A 20,303-nucleotide genomic window follows, 5' to 3' on the forward strand; every position below is an offset into this window, starting at 1 on the left:
CCGGCATCATAACGGAAATTACACTTTATGTTTTCCTCTCCACCCTGACAGCAGACACAGGCGGATAGAACATCGGAAAAACTAGAAAATATGGGAGAATCACCCAAGATCCTCCCATATAGCTACCATCACTAATTTCATGTTTCGTTTTACCTTCCAGACAGGAATGACCGCCTCATCTGCAAATATGTAAGGTATGACATCCTTTGTCTCATCGAAATCCTTCTTGATATGATACAATCCATCTTTACAATACCAGAATGTATTTCCATCTAAGGTTACGCGAAGCTTCCAACCAACGAAACGTTTTCCCGGAACCGAAAATTCACATTTACGAAGTGTTCCTGTTCCGTCATTCTCCCAAACCGTTTTGTCCTTGTACTCCAGATTTCCCTTCTTCGTCTGTAAAAACTGATCTTGAACATCTTCTGAATAATGATTTTCTACATCAGCTCGATCACTGTTATAGCATATATAGAATGGAAAATATCCAAACCCATCCGCCTCATCCAACAGCTCCTCTGTAACAAAATCCGTACAGATTGTATCAACACCGGAATCCAACAGGTGTTTTGCATAATCTGCATCTTTCTTAATCGTATAGCAAAATACATACAATCCTGCATTATGAACTTTATGAATCATTTTCTCATTCACATAATTCATCCGAATAGCTATGCTGCATATTCCATGATCCAGACAATACGTAATAATGGAATCAAGCCTTTCCGTCCGCCGTCCAACCAGATACATATAATTTTTAAAAAGATATACAGAATCTATCTGTTCATACATTGTCTTATTGTATACCTGTACCAGCAGTCGATCCAGGAATGCCTCATCATGCTGAAAATCATCCAACAAAATTTCTGTGATTTCTTTAATTTCATTTCCATCTTTCTTACTATGAAAATCCACCTCAAACCTGTAGTCCGGTTCGTCCTTTACTCTTTCATAAAATTGTCTCGCATCCATGATCGGATTCCCATGAATCGGCATATTCATCACACGTTCATATGTCATGTTATCAAAATCCGGTTTATATGTAATTCCGAGACACTTGCAGTTACTCGGCGACCAACCATGACTAAGTACCAACCGACCATCAGTGGTATAGGAAAAATCGATCTCAAAATCCTTATAACCTGTTCCTATCCCATGCTCCAGTGCTGCCATCGTATTATGATAAGTCTTGTCATCCATGCCACCAAATGCATGTCCCATCAAAGGCTTTGAGAATATATCTGATCCGCAGTTCACGCGAATTCCATGCTTATCTTCCCACTGTGTGACAAAATAAATACTATTCTCTTCCTTATACAGCTCTTTCACTGATGATCCAACCGGAAGCAGCATTTTTTCCGGCATATCCGCCTCTGTTCTGTGCCAGCTTCCATCCGTACAGTACCATTCCCATACAGCAGGAGTCCGTCTTCTGGCATAAAAACCGATACAGTCTGCATCTTCTCTTACAAAAGGGTTCTGTAGTTTCGGATATGAGAATCCGCTCCATATAGTACTGACAAAGCGTCGGTCACAATCTGCCGATCCTGTCTTATTATATTCACTGTCTACTGATGTTGCACCATTTCCGACATATACAAGTCTTCTTGTCTTATGCCCTAACTTCAAATGTGGCACATGAACCTTCATGCTGATTAACCGCCTTTTATTTTCCTAAATCATCTTTGATCTGTGTCGTTGAGATATCCGGTGTTCTTGGCAGATATACAACCTCACACTGCTCTTTTAAGAAGTCAAATTTTCCTTCCCAATCATTTCCCATAACAAAGGTATCTACTTTGAATTCCTTGATATCTTCTTTCTTCTGCTCCCAGCTTTCCTCCGGAATAACCAGATCTACATAGCGAATTGCTTCCAGAAGCTGTTTTCTTTCTTCATATGAAAAATAACATTTCTTCTTCTTCTGATTCCAGTTAAATTCATCTGTTGATAATGCAACGATCAGATAATCGCCCATCTCTTTTGCTCTGCGGAGCAGGTTAATATGTCCATAATGGAGCAGATCAAATGTTCCATACGTAATTACCTTCTTCATATCATTCTCCTTCATCCCTGACAGCTAACGCAATCAGATTCTTTAAATCTTTTTCATTTGTAATAAGCTGAACTGCATATGCATCACCGTATATGGCTTTGAAAATCATCCGCTGTTCTTCTGTCTTTACAAATACTCCCCTCATGTATGGCAGGCACACCTTCAGGGCATCCTTAAGAAACTGATCTTTTTCTACCACCAGTTTCCTGAACATGTCATCACTGATACATAATATTTTATTTGGTGTTTCCATAAATGTCAATGACAGAAGCTTTTGTGCATCGATGACATCATATAATAGGATCAGATCAAATGGCGCCTGTCCAAAGAAACGTCTACCGGCGGCCGCATAGTCGTATTTCCATACTCCCATTGCCTGTTCGATCGTGATCTTTTTATTGTCATAGAGCTTCTGTGCTGCAATACCTGCTCCACTCAAATGATATTCATCATGAGTTCCAATAACCGGTATTTTATTCAGCATCGGATAAGCTGTATCCTTATTGTCATTTGTCAGATATCGGTTACATGAAATGAATACATCCATATCATCATGCCCGTCAGATTCTATATAGGTTCGAAGACGTCTGGTATCTTCCGAATCTCCACAGGAATCCGAATAGATCAGCACCTGTTTCTTCGCATGATCCGAAATTGGCTCTACATCTACATATTCCTCTGTACCTGTAAACAGACTACAGAGCTTCTTCGCATTATCCACAGAATCATAAGCGCAGAATTCCTTATATGCAGCTTCATCGTCATATGTCTTTCCGCGGTTAATTGCTTCCAGCACTTCTTCTTTCGTACGCACTTTGTCAAATGGAAGCTCCATCAGATCCATGTATGTTCCACGTTTCTTGCGATATAATTCATAATCATTGCAATACAGAATGATCTGTCTGCGCAGCACCAGATAATCATAAAATACACTGGAGTAATCCGTGAGCAATGCATCTGTAAGCGCAAGCAGCTGGTAACTGTCTACCGTCGGCGGGAATTTCTTAATTCTCTTATATACACTGTAATCAAGAGAATCACTGACTTTATGATGCAGATTTACATATAAGATCTGATCATCTCTGAGATTTGCATCCAGATAATCTAATAATTCTTTTGACTCATCTATAACCTGTTCTACGTCCAGATAATCTTTCCAGGTAGGCATATATGCATACAGATGTTCACCGTTCGGCGCAAGTTCGGCACGAAGCTCATGCAGATCTGCTTTTGATGCTGCAAGCATTCCGCCGGTTCTTGGATAACCAAGGTTCAAAGCTTTTCCCTGCATCAGTGTTGCTACCTTATATGACTCCAGCATATGCACCTTTGTGTATTCATTTGGATATAACAGATAATCTGCATCTATAAAATTCTTCTGTGTGTTTCCATCTTTATGCTTTCCGTTTGCATTCTTGGCAAGTCCCAGCTTCTTTAATGGTGTGCCATGCCAGATATTGATATAGGTCTGGCCATCCTTTTTCACCCAGCCAACCGGGAAATATACCTCAGTGAGCAGATACTGTGCAGACTCTATTATCTCCATATATTGTGCATCTTTTATAATGGTCTGTGTCCGCGTCCAGTTATTATTCTTAATATAGGTCTGAACTGTTGCATCCGTTTCCTCATCCGTCCGCACATAGATCTTAAAATCCCTGAAGCAGTCATTTGAATTCAGTTCATTCAGGATATACTGCATGGAACCACGCACGCCTTTTCCAAGTCCTACCAGAGCAACCGTATTTGGAACGATCTTACGACCGTAATAAGCATCTGTTACATTTTTCCTACCGGGTTTTACCTTGTTCTCTTTTGCAAGCTCTACCATCTCCTGAACCTGAGATTCCCATTCCTTATGTTCTGTAGTATCCGGTTCTGTGGTCTTCTTACAGTCAACAAGTCCTTCTGACTGATTCGGAAGCAAATGGATCTTTTCCGGTTTCTTTTCCTCGCTCAGTTCCAGTTTAATGCTGCTATATATTTCAGATATGTCTTCTTTGTAACGCAGAATATCTCTTCCGTAAAATCCATATTCAGGTCTCTGCATCTGAAGCATCTGTTCTTCCGATGTACAGAAATAAAGCCGGATCGGAGTCTCCCAGCGATATCTTTCCATAACAATATCTGTCCCCTGTCCAGGCTCTCCTATACATACTACATCAAAATGTATTAAATCTCTGACATACTCCATCTGCTCTCCATCAAATGGAATATACCCCCTTAAGTCCGTAGTCGATACGATCAATCTGTCTGCTAACAGCATTAACAGTTTATGCTGCATACTGTTCTTTTCTACCATTCTGCCCCCGGCAGCTTCCAGGTTTTTCCATACTGTGCTTCCAGGTTCTGAAACAAAATAATATTCATTTCCATCTTTTTCAGATACTGCATATTGATATAATTCCGTGATACGACTCTCTGTCTGATCCGTATCAGCCATGAATAACACTACTGCATTATTCTTATTTGCAGTCTCTTTATAGAACATTTTTCTGAGCCTGCAATTTTCTTTTGCAGCCTGTGTACGAGCTTTTCCCAGTTTCTTCTCAAATAATTTTTCTTTCTGGCATTTATCCTGATTAGAACATTTGAAAAAATAAATACCATCATTTTCTGATCTGGCACTGTATCCGCCAAGATTCCATTCAATTCCAACATTTGGATCACTTATCGGAACATATGCCGAATCAAATCCCAAAGGAATCCTGATAGATTCATCACCGAAATTAGCAAAACATAAGAGATAACAATCTTTTCGATCCTCAAATGGCATATCTACATGTATCATCGCTTCCTGATACATCGTCTGCCCCATAATCTCTTTTCCTGTATAACTGCCGCTGTAAACAAATACTTTCTTCTTGCCACCAAACATAAAATAAACCTGATCAGCCATAGCAGCAAGGATCGGATGAACATGTCCATCCACACACAAATTTCCATCCCTGTATTTGATCTGATCGATCTGAAGCTTCAGATTACTTATCTTATCCAGGATCGTATTTTCCGATCCATAATATGCTTCTGCATCAAAATACTTCTTCTCAAAGACATATTCTTCGTCATACTTTAATTTTCCATAAAACATCTTTACAATATCCGGAACCTGTGTTTCCTTCAATTTGTAGCAGTTCAGCATAACATCATCTTCTACATATGAAAGCAGCTGTTTAATCTCGGAAAACACCACTTCGCGATCAGGATCAGTTTCTCCAAATCCGCAATCCGTCATATTCTGCTCTATAAAGCCTTTTAACACATGCATCAAATGATATTGAATAAATACCGGAACTGTCTCATACTGAGTCTGCAGCTCTGCAAGAAATGGCAGCCAGAATGTCCGGAACAGATCCGTCTGATTCTTTGCATATGGCTGATTTTCATCCATATCACGCAAATATGTGATATAGCTGATATATAATACATTCTTTTCTTTTGCACAGATATCCAGCATACTGGCCTGTTCCATTGCCTGCTTATATTCATTTTTGAATTCCAGTTTATTCATTTTATCTGTACGTAGAATTGTTCCACCAAAATAAAACGGATGGCAGTGGAATTTCTTACGAAGCACCTGATCGATCACCTTTTTCCCTGTCGTATCCCCTGCAAATGCATCAACAGACCCATCTGGGCCGCATTTTTTCAGCATAATAACCGTACTTTTATTATGCATCTCAAGTTCTGCTACAAGACGTACAAATGCTCCGTCTGACCACCGGTCACCGCTATCCGTAAATGTAACATAATCACCTGTTACATGACTTTTGGCGTCTTCAAATATATTACTGTTCTCTGGGATTTTATTTATATCATATATAGAAATATCAAGATTTTTACCTGTCAAAGTCTCCTCAAATGTCTGTCCGTTTCCCTTGTAGATCAAAAGCTGAATATCACCTGTATAACCCTCCAGCTGCTTCTGCAGGCTGTTCCCTGTGATGAGGTTCTTTTCCTCCCTGTCAGATAATCTCCATATAATTGAAAGCTTCATGCTGCTGTTAAAACTCCTTACTCATTTTTATCAGTGACAGGTTTGTTGCCTAAAATAATTCTCTAAAAATCTACCTGTTTCGACTACTTTATTATATCTATTTCACCCGCTTTTTTCAACCTAATAATACAAATACAGCAATAAAACAGCTATAGAAATTATGCGCGTTCTATAGCTGTTTTATTCTTATCGCTTATTCGCTTATATTATCTGCTATTTATTTTCCTGTTCCGCATCCTGCCTGCGCAATAACTGATGAAAGGCATCACCTGCTTCTTTGTATGCTTCCTCATAGAAATATTCCTGAGAATTCAACACAGGTCCGACCATCGGAAGCTTTTTATAGCTGCCGTCCGGCTGCTGCTCTCTCGCTTTCACATTATCCCGAAGCATCGTTGCAAATATCTTACGAACTTTATTCTTTACCGTCTCATCATAAAGCGGTGCTGCGACCTCCACACGGCGAAGTGTATTTCTCGTCATAAAATCAGCCGATGCGATATAGACCTTATCTCTGTCATGCGTTCCGAATATATAGATTCTGGAATGTTCCAGAAAACGCCCCACGATACTTACAATATGGATATTATCGGTATCCCCCGGTATTCCGCTTCTCAAACAGTTAATACCACGGATCACCATATCGATCTTTACTCCGGCTCTGGATGCATCGATCAGCTTATCTATGATCTTCTTATCTGTCAGCGAATTGATCTTGATTCCGATATAAGCCGGCTTTCCTTCCTTTGCGATCTGAATCTCATTCTCGATCATAGCAATTACTTTATTCTGAAGACATTTTGGTGCAACCAGCAGATGCTCCATATCTTCTACCACGGAACCAAGCAGGATTGCCTGGAATACCTTTGCTGCCTCCTCACCGATCCTTTTATCTGCCGTGATCAGTGACAGATCCGTATATAATCTGGAAGTCTTTTCGTTATAATTTCCGGTTCCCACCTGTGTAATATACTGAATCTCATCTCCAACCTTTCTGGTGATCAGGCATAGCTTTGAATGAACCTTTAAGCCATCTATACCATATACAACATGGCAGCCCGCATCCTCTAATGTCCGACTCCACTCGATATTATTTGCCTCGTCAAATCTGGCCTTTAATTCAACCAGCACATCAACCTGCTTGCCATTTTCGGCAGCTTCGGTCAAAGCCTCTACCACCTTGCTGTTTCTTGCCAGACGGTAAAGTGTCATACGAATAGAGATAACCTCCGGATCGCGGGCAGCCTCCTGAAGCATCTGCAAAAACGGTTTGATGCTCTCATACGGATAGGATAACAATACATCATGATCCAATATCTGTGGTATGATATGCTCATTGCTCTTTAGCATCGGAGATGCCTGTGGCACACGTCTCTGATAGACAAGCGTTGCATCCTTTCTCAGGATATCCTCAATCTGTAACAAGAAGGAGAGGTCAAGCGGTGCCTGATTTAAGAACACATGCGGTTCCTCCATCTCTGCATACTCGCATACCTGCTTTATCATATCTCCATTAATATCTCGGGATAATTCCAGTCGTACAGGTGCCAGCTTCTTTCTGAGCTTTACGATCTGTGCCATCTTATCTCTGTAATCAAGGTCTTCATCATAGACTGCATTAAAATCAATATCCGCATTTCTCGTTACACGGATCACGGATTTTTCAAGAACCTTATAGCCTTTATAAACCTTTGGCAGAAAATGCAGGATCAGTTCTTCGACCAGCATATAAGTATCATCCTTCGTCGGAATCCGGATCAGTCTTGGGAATACAGAACTGCTGCACGGAATGATTCCGATCTTTTTCTTGTCACTTCGTGTTCCAAGAACCGCAAGCGCATAAATCTCCTGTCCCTTCAAAAATGGAAACGGCTGCTTTCTTCCCACGATCATAACAGATAACAGTGGCACAATCTCTTTCATAAAATATTCTTCCAGATATTTGCTCTCCGATTTTGTAAGTGCTTTGAAATCAGTCAGATGAACGTCTTTCTCTCCAACCTCTTTCATAATAGACGTATAGATGGCATCCTTCCTGTCATTCAACTCGGATACACGCTTTAAGATTGCATCGATCTGCTCTCCCGCTGTCATATTCGTCTTATTCTCCCGAAGCTTCTGGCTTAACAGCTTCTGATCCTCCAAAGAACCGACACGCACCATAAAGAATTCATCCAGATTACTCTGAAAAATAGACAGAAATGTCATCCGCTCACACAATGGAACACAGGTATCTTCTGCCTCCTCCAGCACACGCTCATTGAACTTCAACCATGATAATTCACGATTTTCATACAGTCCGACATGATTCACCTTTTTTACCGGCTTCTCTTCCTGTATTTTCTCACTTTCTTCCTTCTGCTTATTTTTTCTTCCAAACCGAATACCCTTTACTTTGTTTTTTGATTCATCCTTTCGTATGTCATCATTTGAACAATCCTCAGATACATCCGTATTACCTGTTATGATCGTTACTTTCTCTGTTCCATCTGTAGTTACAGACTCCTGATTTTTCAGATTCTTTTCTTCGTTATTCATTCTTTGAATCGCTCCTGTTATTTTCTCTTTTATGTAATGAAATATTCTTTGAATCGCCATACACCCCCTGTCAGATTACCCGCTGTTTATTGATCGTAAGCCAGAATTCCAGCCCAAGCACCTCTGCCGACTTCCTGCACAGGATCATACGCTGTAAAAAGATCTCGAAATAATCCATAACGGCACACATAGATTTATCGATCTTTAACTTCAGCTCAATATGTGAATCTCTGGTAATCTTCAGTTTGTTTTCTTTTACGGCATAGTTCACTCTGTCATGAATATCAAAGGATGAAATATCCGTATTCCTGACTCTTGAATTTCTCACATCACTTTTATCCGCGATCAGCAATGCTGCTGCGATCGGATTTACCGGAAATGCTGCTGACTCATCATGATTTCCAATTGCTGTTATAATTACAGCTGTGTCCTCCGGGTCTGCTCCCATATCATCTAATATCCGAAATGCCATGACCGCACCGGACTGCGCATGTCCTTCCCGGTTCACAACATTTCCGATATCATGCAGATACCCCGCAATGCTCGCAAGCTCTGCTTCCCGCTCGGAATATCCAAGTGTCAGCAGTATCTCCCTTGCTGTCTCTGCCACACGTTCTACATGTGCAAATCCATGCTCCGTATATCCCATTGCGCGCAGAGATTCATCTGCCATCCTTATATATGTCTGAACCGCTTTGTTCTTCTTTACATCTTCAAGTGTTACTTTCATATACCATCTATCTCTCTTCTGCTTCACTGTTCTTCAATTTACATCATCCCGATTTTTGTCGCTATCAAGCATTTGAAAATTCTTTGTAAAATCATGGTAAAATCATTTATTTTCAATGTATTACCGGCATCCCCCAAATAATTTCCCTTATTTCCGGTTCTTTCTGATAACCCCTGAAAAGCATCTGGAAATTTTACATTTCTTTCTAAGTATATGTGATCCGTTGCTTTTCTATTTATGTAAAATATATGTTTATGCGGATTCCTTCTGTATATTTCCTTCTATATATTTCCTTCTGTAAATTTTCTTCTGTATTATCTGATTTATTTTATAACTGATACAACGATCCATACATAAAAACAGACAGTTTATAAGAACCTCAATGGGTCCTTATAAACTGTCTGTTTTCATGTTATAAACTATGCTTTGTTTTTGGCTATTGGTTATATCTGGGGATTTTTCTCCATGATACTCATATATGCCGGACGCATGATCCGGTTATTCGTGATCAGCTCCTCGATCCTGTGTGCGCTCCATCCAACGATACGTGCGACTGCAAACATCGCTGTGTAAAGCTCCATCGGGATTCCCAGCATATCATATACAAATCCGCTGTAGAAATCCACATTTGGACTTACACCTTTGAAGATCTTACGCTGCTTTGCGATCAGCTCCGGGGCAAGCTCCTCTATGTTCTCGTACAACCTGAGATCTTTTTCCCTGCCCTTTTCATGAGCCAGCTTAACGACATAATCCTTGAACACTCGCTCTCTCGGATCTGACAGGGAGTATACGGCATGTCCCATACCATAGATCAGTCCCTTATTGTCAAATGCTTCCTTGTTCAGTATCTTGCTTAAGTATGCTTCTATCTCATCTTTATCTTCATAGTCTTTTATATGTTCGCGAATATTATCCATCATTTCCATAACCTTGATATTGGCACCACCATGCTTTGGTCCCTTTAAGGATGACATAGCAGCCGCCATTGTGGAATAGGTATCAGAACCGGAAGATGTAACAACTCTTGTTGTAAAGGTTGAATTATTACCGCCACCATGCTCCATATGAAGGATCAGTGCCGTATCAAGTACCTTCGCCTCTACCTTGGAATATTTCTTATCCGGACGAAGCAGCATGAGAATATTCTCAGCCGTTGACAGATTCTTTGCCGGACGATGGATGAACATACTATCGTTCTTTACATAGTGATTGTATGCATTATATCCATATACAGCCAGCATCGGGAATTCGCTGATCAGCTGGATACACTGACGCAGAGAATTATTCACACTGGTGTCCTTTGCATTCTTATCATACGATGCAAGCGTCAGGATACTACGTGTCATGGAATTCATGATATCCTCTGTCGGCGCTTTCATGATAACATCTCTTGTAAAATTCGATGGCAGCGTACGAAGCCCACCGATGATCTTCTCAAATTCATGCTGTTCCTCTGCATTTGGCAGCTCACCCATCAGCAAGAGATATGCCACCTTTTCAAATCCCAGTTCATCTTCTCCCAGGCTTCCGATCAGATTCTCCACCCGATAACCCCTGTACCAAAGTTCTCCGTCACAAGGTACTTTCTTGCCATCCTGCACCTTAGAGGATACAATCTTTGAAATGTTCGTCAGACCGGTCAATACACCAACTCCGCGGTCATCGCGAAGTCCGCGGTTTACTCCATATTCATCATATAATCTTGGTGCGATATAATCATTTTTCTCGCATATCTTTTCCTGTATTGCCACATACTCATTCATTTTCATCAGACTCATCATCATTCTTCACCACCTGCATTTCTTCAATCTCACTCTCCATAACCGTATCCAGCTCCTTCATCAGGATCAACAGATTGATCATATTCTCTTTGCCGAATTTGTTAATTACATTTCCGTAAAAGTCCTTAATGATCGTTTCCTGCTCATGAAGCTGTTTCGCACCGGCATCCGTGATCGTTACATAAGTTCCGTCCGTACCATTTCCATCATGTGACCATTTGACATAGCCACGATCTCTGAGATCCCGGACTGCCTTTGATGTCTTACGGATACTCATCTGCATACGCACCGATAGATCGGTCAGATATGCCTTTCCTCCATAAATAGCGGAATCTCCGCTGATCGCCTCTATACTTTGCAGTGCGACATATTCCGCAACACTTAATTTAGAAAATAAATGCCGTACGGAGTCCCTGCTCATCATGTATTTTCTGTAAGTAAATTCATTCGATAATTTCGTGATATCAATTTCCTGTTCGACTTTCTGTTCCTGCATAAACAACCTCCCTTTCCGGTACACATATAAAAGCCCCTGTTATCGCTCCAACGCATATTGTTTCACTGGATTGTACACAACAATAAGTATAAGTGTCCCTTTGATCTGTCAATTCTCTGTCCCTATGTAGTTTTATTTCCTGATCTTTTTATAGATTTTTCGTATCTGTTCCAAACATGAACGGAACAATGAATGAAAAGATTTTATTGAAATAATAGATTTAGATATACTCTACTTGATATGATAAATGAAACTTCCGGCTTCTGTCAACCGACTTTATCCTTATTTAAGAACTGCGCCGAAGATTTTAGAATTATGATAGAGGAACATTATCATTATGGAGCAAGACACGTTCGTATATCTTTGAAACAAAATGGGAAATACATCACATATTATTACGCAAGTCGTTTGCACTCTATTCCAACGCAACGGTACTAAGTTCCTCGCCTATGGCGACTCACTAAGGACCGGCGTTGGAACAGGCTTGCTGCATAATAGTAATGCTATTTCCCATTTTTTGCCCTAGACATTGATGCTCGAAAGTTCTTGCTCCATAACGATAATGTACCGTGCATTTTTATGTCATAGTCAGCAACTTCTAAACAGGTTGTTTCACAATAGAAAAAGCAGCGTTATAAAAATTTTACAAGTTAAATCTGCCATCGGTACTTTAAGCAAAATGAAAGACAGTATTAATATTATGAAGCAAGCCTGTCCGAATGTCGGTCCTTAGCGATCCGCTGACAGGCGGGAGCTTAGTACCGTTACATGAGGATAGAACGAAAGTGACTTGCGGAATAATATATAATACTGTCTTTTATTTTGTTTCAAAGACTCCCGGAAGAATCTTATGAAATTTTATAATGCTGCTTTAATCTGCTTATAAATGCCCTCTGCGTCGAGTTCATACTTATGAAGCAGGTCTTTTGCCGGGCCGGACTCACCGAAGGTATCGCGAACACCGATTCTTGTTACCTTAACCGGATTCTTCTCTGCCAGACATTCCATAACCGCTGAGCCGAGTCCACCGATGATCGAATGCTCCTCTACCGTGAACACTCTGCCGGTTGCCTGTGCTGCCTTTACGACAAGTTCCTCGTCAAGCGGTTTGATCGTGTGGATATTGATCACCTGTGCATCGATACCGTCCTCTGCCAGCATCTTCGCAGCTTCTAAGCTCTCAGATACCGGAAGTCCGGTTGCTATGATCGTGATATCCTTTCCAGGACGTAATTCTACGCCCTTGCCGATCTCAAACTTGTAGGTTGTCTCATCATTGATGACCGGTACTGCCAGTCTTCCAAATCTCATATAGACAGGTCCTACATATTCATATGCTGCCTTTACGGCTGCTCTTGCTTCTACATCATCACATGGATTGATAACCACCATGCCAGGGATCTCTCTCATCAGGGCAAGATCTTCATTACACTGGTGGGTCGCTCCGTCTTCTCCTACGGAGATACCTGCGTGGGTTGCTCCGATCTTTACATTTAGATGTGGGTATCCGATACTGTTTCTCACCTGTTCAAAGGCTCTGCCTGCCGCAAACATCGCAAAGGAGCTCATAAACGGCACATATCCACAGGTTGACATTCCGGCTGCGATGCCTGCCATGTTACATTCTGCGATACCACAATCTACATGGCGTTCCGGAAATGCTTTCTTGAAGATTCCGGTCTTTGTTGCTGCTGCAAGGTCTGCATCCAGTACGATCAGGTTCTCATGTTCTTTTCCAAGCTCAACCAATGCATTACCATAGCTGTCTCTTGTTGCGATCTTCTTTACTTCTGACATAACACGTCACCTGCCTTTTCCAGTTCTTCCATTGCAATCGCATACTCCTCGTCATTCGGAGCTTTGCCATGCCATCCCACATTGTTCTCCATGAAGGATACTCCCTTACCTTTTACGGTATGGGCGATGATCGCTGTCGGCATTCCCTTGGTTGCCTTTGCTTCCTTGAATGCTGCATCGATCTGATCAAAATCATTTCCGTCGATATTAATTACATGGAAATTAAATGCTTCAAACTTCTTATCGATCGGATATGGGGAACATACATCCTCAACGGTTCCGTCGATCTGAAGGTTATTATTATCTACGATCACTAAAAGGTTATCCAGCTTTCTGTGACCTGCAAACATAGCAGCCTCCCAGATCTGTCCCTCCTGGATCTCTCCGTCTCCGCACAGACAGTAGGTTCTGTATTCCTTACCGGACATCTTCGCTGCCAGTGCCATACCGACTGCTGCGGAAAGTCCCTGTCCGAGAGAACCGGATGACATGTCCACACCAGGAATATGCTTCATATCCGGGTGTCCCTGTAAATAAGAACCGATATGCCGCAGAGTCAGAAGATCCTCAACCGGAAAAAATCCTCTCTCAGCAAGGGCTGAATAGTAACCCGGTGCTGTATGTCCTTTGGATAATACAAAACGATCTCTGTTCTCATCCTTTGGATTCTTCGGATCTACATGTAATTCCTCAAAATAAAGATAAGTAAAAATGTCTGCTGCCGAAAGTGATCCGCCCGGATGTCCTGCTTTTGCAGAATGTACGGAGGAAATAATTCCTTTACGGATGTCAACAGCCTTTTTTTGAAGGTCTAGTTTGTTCATGTCTTTCTCCATTTCGTTTTATTTTCATTTTTATAATTGTCCCAGCACTTTTCCGATCTTGTCAGCGATCAGAAGATCTGCCTGACCGTCCGTCTGTGTCGGTGACATATTAATAACTACCAGATGTTTTCCCCTGAAATACCGAACCAATCCGGCGGCAGGATAAACAACCAATGAAGTTCCGCCAATGATCAATGTATCTGCTTCCGAAATATACCGGATTGCATTCTCGATATCGTCATTGTTCAGCCCCTCTTCATATAATACTACATCCGGCTTAATTATTCCACCACAACTGCATTTTGGTACACCATCTGATTGAATAATATAATCCAGATCGTAGAATTTGTGACATTTTGTACAATAATTTCTGTGAATAGAGCCATGCAACTCGATCACATTCTTACTTCCTGCCATCTGATGCAGACCATCAATATTCTGTGTTACGATCGCTGCAAGCTTGCCCTGTGCTTCCAGTTCGGCAAGTTTTTTATGTGCCATATTCGGTTTTGCATCCCGATAAATCATTTTATCTTTATAAAACCGGTAAAACTCTTCAGGATCACGCATATAGAAGCTATGGCTGATGATCGTTTCCGGCGGATATTTGTATTTCTGGTTGTAGAGTCCGTCTACACTTCGAAAATCCGGAATTCCACTCTCTGTAGAAACACCTGCCCCACCAAAGAAAACCATACGTTCGGATTCTTCAACAATTTCTTTTAACCTTGCTATTTTCTCATTCACCTGTTCCATATATCAATCTCCCTTCTGCATAATATATAAACAGGCAATAGCGAAACTGCCTGATCCAGCGTTTTACTATTGCCTGTTATTACCGTATCATGGCATAGCCGTAACCTCAATCGTTACCTTACAGGTACTCTCGATCGTATATGTATCGCTGTCTTCTATCGACAGCTCAACAGTATTTGTTCCCACGGACAATGTCTCTGCATCAACTATAATCTTTAAGTCCTTCGCAGTAAGCTTGGACACTTCATCTGACAGACCGGATATCACAACCGTATTCCCCTCCGGGAACTGAATCGAGTAATCATAATCGGTCATTTTATTATTGATCGTAATGTCTTCTGCCGATACCGTCATCGTTCTGCTGATATTCCGCTCAATTGTGACACGCACACTGATACTTGTATTCTCATCAGCAAGTACAACGCCTTCAGGCAGATATTTTGCAACCTCAATCGTACTTTCAAGATCCTCATTACATCCGGCTACATCAATGTCATCTATCTTTATCTCTGTCAGATTCTGTAACACATCTGCAGGACCGCCGACCGTAATCTCACTTGGAACATATTCTACATTGACAACTTTGTAGTTCTCCGCCGGGACACCTGTTGTCTCAATCTTGACAGCTACCTTTTTCGTCTTATACACCGGTACAGTTACCAAGATTCCCGTGGCCTTGCTTTCCAGCTTCTTACCGGATATCTCTTCACCATTTGCATCATAGAAGATTGGTGTGCATGTTGCTGTTACATCAGATGATCGTCCTGATACATCCACCTGCACCTCTGCTTTTTCTATCCGTTCGATCACACTTGCCGCACCTTTAACCGTTATCAGATTTGGTGTAGATACCGGAACACCTGTTGTGTATCCCTTTGCAGTCTCTCCTTTTGTAGTTACCGTTACAGGAAGGGATGCTGTCTGTTCTTCCTCCAGTTCAACCTGAAGCACATTATCTACGATCGTAATACTGATGTTATTATTAACGGACGGAGAATTTGCTGTTACTGTAATGTTGACAGCATTTGTGATCGATAATTTTGACATGTCTGCAACTGCAGTAAAATCAGATGCCCCAAGCGAATTCACAACAGATCGTCTGCCCTTTATAATTATGTCTACCGTTTCACCGGATACAATATCGTACAACTGATTCTTATCCGTGATCGCATCTGTATTTATCAAAGTAACCGGTATATCTTTGATCTGCCGTGTAGTTGAATAGTCATCTACATTCAAAACAGTCACCCATACGATAAATCCAAGGATCAATGACAGAAGTTTCAGTCCCCAATTACTGAATAATTTATCTTTCATCACTGTCAGCCTCCTTTCTGTTGTCAGAAGACCTTCCGTTTTTTATATTATTCGAGTCCGTCTTTTTCCCGGTACTTTTCTTTGTACTCTTACGTCTACGTTTACTGTCTTTCAGGCGACGTTCATCTTTCTTCTTTACATCATCCTGACTCAAAAGCTCCAGATGCTTACGAACACTCTCTGTATCCAGATTCCGATACAGTTCTCCGCCCTTTGCGATCGATATCGAACCGGTCTCCTCAGATACGATAAGCGTCACGCTGTCTGATACCTCACTGATACCAACCCCTGCACGATGTCTTGTTCCCAGTTCCTTATTAATAGAAAGATTTGCAGATAACGGAAGATAACAGGTTGCCGCAATAACTCTGTTATTTCTAAGAATAACCGCACCGTCATGGAGCGGTGTATTATGCTCAAATATGTTAAGCAGCAACTGGTTGGTAACCACCGCATCAATCGGAATTCCTGTATCAATATACTCGCCAAGAGCAACCTTATCTTCAATTACGATCAAGGCTCCTGTCCGATTTGCAGAAAGAACCGTCACGGTCTTGATCAATTCGTATATCGTTTTATCAGACAGTCCTCTTTCTTCTGTATCCTCGTGCATGATGTAGTCAAAAAACTTCTTTCGTCCCAATGTTTCAAGTCCACGACGGAACTCCGGCTGAAACAGAATGATCACCGCCAGAATACCGATGCTGAACACATTTTTTAAAATATACAGAATCGTATTGAACTGCAATAAAGATGCAAGCATGGTAAATAAAAATATCAATACAATACCTTTTAACAACGTCCAAGCACGACTGCTCTTAAACCAAAGCAGTATTTTATAGATGACATACGAGAGTATCAGGATCTCAATAATATCACTAACATCCGGTCTGGTAATATAAAACCAGTCAAAATAGGTCTTTAAAAAAGCCATAAGCTTATCCATTTGATATCTCTCCTTTCCACAAGCTGTTATAAGTCAGGCAAAGCCTGAGCCGTGATCTGTTGTCATATACAGTTATGACCTGACAATATAGTCAGGTCATATGCAGGAATTTCTATTATCTGGTAACACCACTGATCGTATCGTCCTCCATAGAGTCCTGTGATGAGGCGTTGATCTTTCTTACACTTTTCTGTTGTTTTGCCATAACGATCTTCGGAACAGCTTTAACATAGTAGTAATATTCGTCGTCTTCAAACTGTGTATTCTCAACTCTTGAATAATCCACAACTGTTTTAAAGAACTGTACGATCACTCCGATGATCACTGCACATACGGAACCAAGCAAAATCTGTCCAACCGAAATACTTGCCTCTAAAACGACATTTCCAATCAGGAAAAGAATAATTTCAAATAAACCACCGACAATGATAGCCGCATACCATGAATATTCTACAGACATCCGGTAGATAACATATACGATCACCAACACAACCGCAAATACTGCAACTGTGAGCAATAAATTCTTATTATCAATCAAATGCTGGAATATATATTTGTAACTTTCAAGCATATTTTCCGGATCTGTTGATTTCTCCAGTTCCTTCAGATAATCTGCCGCATCCATTGAGAAATAATAAAATATTGCACCGAATGCCATCGGTACGATCGCTGTAGGTCCAACGATCATGCCTGCCAGAACAGGAAGCAGATACTGCAGCTTCAGTACAAAGAACAGCGGAGCATACATCATGATCCATGTTGTTTTCGGGAAGAAACGGATATACAGACAATACATCACAATAAATATGATGATAAATGATATTCCGATCTCCTTGCTTGCGGAAAAATAATTCATAAATGCAATTACTCCGCCAAATACATATCCAAGTCCATCCGGAACAAACGCACATACTACCGATAACAGGAAAATGATCAATCCGCTGGATGCTGTCTCATTATGTCCCCCTGTTATATGTACGATCGACCAAAACATCAGCAGTGCAAGCACAAATCTGATCACCGGTACCACGATCTTATCATATTTACTGCAGAAATTTTTTATACCATCTCGAAAACTCAGCAATGATGCCATGATTACTTCCTCCTTTTCTTTCCTTTGGTCTTATCCTCATTATCATAAAATGCGATCAGTTTTTTAAGATCCTGATTGTATCTTATAATATGAGGTTTTGCCTTGGCGTATCTATGGGAGTATAGAAACCATGCAAGAACCATAAATAATATACATACAAGTGCATATACGATCAATAGCTTATAGGCCATACCAAGCAGATCAAGATCTACCAGCTCTGTAATCAGCTTACCCATGTTATAATAAATATATGCCGCTACAACTATCACAAACAGGATCGTTGTAGACACTAAGGTTTTCAGGCAATTATATTTTACATAATCTGATTTGAAGTATCTGCCTTTTTCCAGATCTTCTTTTCCCGTTGATTGTTCATACATGGCAAGTCTGGTCATTAATCTGACCTTTTCTTCGTTTACCATCTTGTTTTCTCCTACTTCTTTTCTAACTATAAAAATCAGCTTTTGTTATTATAATCCATACGAAAAGAATAAGCAAGCATACGCCGGAAAAAGTTTCTTAAATAGAATTAACGCCTTGATTAAAAGAATGCCATGGCCCAGGTAAGGCAGACAGAGATGGTGGGTTGGTTGAGACTTGCTTCATTTCCGAGAAAGGTACACATGCTCGATCCGCTCATGCTCTTGTGCAAACTCGCCCTCCGGGCTCAGACATGCACCCGCATTCGCCGGCAATGTGACCTTTCTATTCGGAAATTATGCAAATGTTACAACCAACCCACCATCTCTATCTGTCTTACCCGGGTATATGGATAAACAGCCTTAAAAATATTTCTTGAGTTCAGCAAATACCGGTTTCAGGCGGTCAGCGCGAAGGTCGAAGTCCATCTCCTTGTATGACCATGCCGCACGACCGATACCGTATTTTACAAATACTTCATGGATAGCTTTATACCATAATACAGTGTTTGCCGGGTCTGCGTTTTCGATCACGCCATATTCTCCGCAATAAAGTGCTACGTTTCGTTCCTTTGCAACAGCGATCGCATCGGCAAACAGATCTTCAAAATATGCTGAATCAAGATTTCCCTTATAATCAAGGATCGACAGCGTTCCGGCAAGCTTTGCAGGCAGGTGTGCTTTTGCATATGCACAAAAATCTTCCATGCTGCCTTTGAATTCCATATGATAATCCGCCGGCATGTCATCTACCCACTGTGCGCCCTGATGTGTAAAAAGAAGAGGGTCATAGCTGTGGAAATTATATATGATATGTTCATCCATCGGCATCGGAATATCTCTGACTGCCTGCACGCTGTTATGCCAGTAACCACCGATCAGAATATCAGTTGTCGGTGCATATGCACGGATACGTTCTACACACTTTGGTGCGATCTCTGCCCATACAGCACCATCTTCTTTATCTACTACTTCATTTAATAATTCAAATGCAACTTTATCTCCATATCCGCCAAAGCGCTTTGCAAATTCTTCCCATAATCTGTAGAAGCGTTCCTGAAGAGCTTCGTTTCCAAAAAATCCACTCTGTTTTTCTCCCGGATCAAAGGAATAACCAGCGGTCTTATGCAGATCAAGGATCATATTGAAACCATATTTATGTCCCAATTCCAGCGCGCGTTTGATCCGTGCAAAACCTTCTTCCTTATACTGTCCGTCTTCTGTCTCTACCAGATTATAATCCACCGGCAGCCTGAGATGATCCAGTCCCCAGCTTGTAAGCTCTTTAAAATCATCTTCCGTAATAAAATTATTGAATCTGTCCTCGGAATAATCACACTGGGAAAACCAGCCTCCCAGATTAACACCCTTCTGATACCCTTTCCATGTCTTCATATGCATGATCTCCTTTTCATTTAGCAAATAATAAATTGTAATTGTTATTTTCTGAATTTATGATACTATAAATGCATATGTATGGAATATAACATATCCGATTTTTATATCAAATAGCTGACCTTCATTGTTCTGATTGTATTTTTGGTGAT

At 40.9% G+C, this 20,303-nt stretch carries 15 protein-coding genes; all 15 read right to left on the reverse strand.

What is annotated here, in order from left to right; all coding sequences use genetic code 11:
- Positions 1-99: 99 nt before the first annotated feature.
- The 15 genes from LK416_08255 to LK416_08325 all read right to left on the reverse strand — a co-directional run bounded on the left by LK416_08255 (position 100) and on the right by LK416_08325 (position 20,151).
- On the reverse strand, positions 100-1,653 hold the full coding sequence (locus LK416_08255) for a hypothetical protein (protein ID UEA73682.1): 1,554 nt from the start codon (positions 1,651-1,653) through the stop codon (positions 100-102).
- 16 nt (positions 1,654-1,669) lie between these two features.
- Positions 1,670-2,059 carry a glycerol-3-phosphate cytidylyltransferase gene (gene tagD, locus LK416_08260; GenBank protein UEA73683.1) on the reverse strand — a complete coding sequence of 130 codons (390 nt, stop codon included), beginning with the start codon at positions 2,057-2,059 and terminating at the stop codon, positions 1,670-1,672.
- Position 2,060: 1 nt separating this feature from the next.
- Entirely contained in the window at positions 2,061-6,056 is a 3,996-nt protein-coding gene (locus tag LK416_08265; protein ID UEA73684.1) for a CDP-glycerol glycerophosphotransferase family protein, read from the reverse strand.
- A gap of 213 nt (positions 6,057-6,269) precedes the next feature.
- Entirely contained in the window at positions 6,270-8,594 is a 2,325-nt protein-coding gene (gene ppk1 / locus LK416_08270) for a polyphosphate kinase 1 (GenBank protein UEA73685.1), read from the reverse strand.
- Between the two features lie 70 nt (positions 8,595-8,664).
- Complete coding sequence (locus LK416_08275) at positions 8,665-9,324, reverse strand: HD domain-containing protein (protein ID UEA73686.1); 660 nt, start codon at positions 9,322-9,324, stop codon at positions 8,665-8,667.
- A 443-nt stretch (positions 9,325-9,767) separates the two neighbouring features.
- A complete protein-coding gene (locus tag LK416_08280) occupies positions 9,768-11,108 on the reverse strand; it encodes a citrate/2-methylcitrate synthase (GenBank protein ID UEA75891.1) in 1,341 nt (446 codons plus the stop codon).
- Positions 11,083-11,604 carry a MarR family winged helix-turn-helix transcriptional regulator gene (locus LK416_08285; GenBank protein UEA73687.1) on the reverse strand — a complete coding sequence of 174 codons (522 nt, stop codon included), beginning with the start codon at positions 11,602-11,604 and terminating at the stop codon, positions 11,083-11,085. Before LK416_08285 ends, LK416_08280 begins: the two co-directional genes overlap by 26 nt.
- 858 nt (positions 11,605-12,462) lie before the next feature.
- Positions 12,463-13,401 (reverse strand): transketolase family protein, encoded by a 939-nt coding sequence (locus LK416_08290; GenBank protein UEA73688.1) that lies wholly within the window; start codon positions 13,399-13,401, stop codon positions 12,463-12,465.
- Positions 13,389-14,225, reverse strand: coding sequence for a transketolase (locus LK416_08295; GenBank protein UEA73689.1), 837 nt, complete (start codon positions 14,223-14,225; stop codon positions 13,389-13,391). The genes LK416_08290 and LK416_08295 overlap by 13 nt, the downstream gene beginning before the upstream one ends.
- A gap of 30 nt (positions 14,226-14,255) precedes the next feature.
- Positions 14,256-14,972 (reverse strand): NAD-dependent protein deacylase, encoded by a 717-nt coding sequence (locus tag LK416_08300; GenBank protein UEA75892.1) that lies wholly within the window; start codon positions 14,970-14,972, stop codon positions 14,256-14,258.
- A gap of 96 nt (positions 14,973-15,068) precedes the next feature.
- Positions 15,069-16,298, reverse strand: a complete 1,230-nt coding sequence (locus LK416_08305; protein ID UEA73690.1) for a hypothetical protein — start codon at positions 16,296-16,298, stop codon at positions 15,069-15,071.
- Positions 16,288-17,244 (reverse strand): diadenylate cyclase CdaA, encoded by a 957-nt coding sequence (gene cdaA / locus LK416_08310; protein ID UEA73691.1) that lies wholly within the window; start codon positions 17,242-17,244, stop codon positions 16,288-16,290. Before cdaA ends, LK416_08305 begins: the two co-directional genes overlap by 11 nt.
- Positions 17,245-17,359: 115 nt before the next feature.
- Complete coding sequence (locus LK416_08315; GenBank protein UEA73692.1) at positions 17,360-18,337, reverse strand: hypothetical protein; 978 nt, start codon at positions 18,335-18,337, stop codon at positions 17,360-17,362.
- A gap of 2 nt (positions 18,338-18,339) precedes the next feature.
- On the reverse strand, positions 18,340-18,759 hold the full coding sequence (locus LK416_08320; GenBank protein ID UEA73693.1) for a hypothetical protein: 420 nt from the start codon (positions 18,757-18,759) through the stop codon (positions 18,340-18,342).
- 360 nt (positions 18,760-19,119) lie between these two features.
- Positions 19,120-20,151, reverse strand: coding sequence for a glycoside hydrolase family 5 protein (locus LK416_08325; protein ID UEA73694.1), 1,032 nt, complete (start codon positions 20,149-20,151; stop codon positions 19,120-19,122).
- Positions 20,152-20,303: the final 152 nt, after the last annotated feature.

The sequence above is a fragment of the Lachnospiraceae bacterium GAM79 genome, from assembly GCA_020735665.1.
In the GTDB taxonomy this organism is placed as follows: Bacteria; Bacillota; Clostridia; order Lachnospirales; family Lachnospiraceae; genus Coprococcus.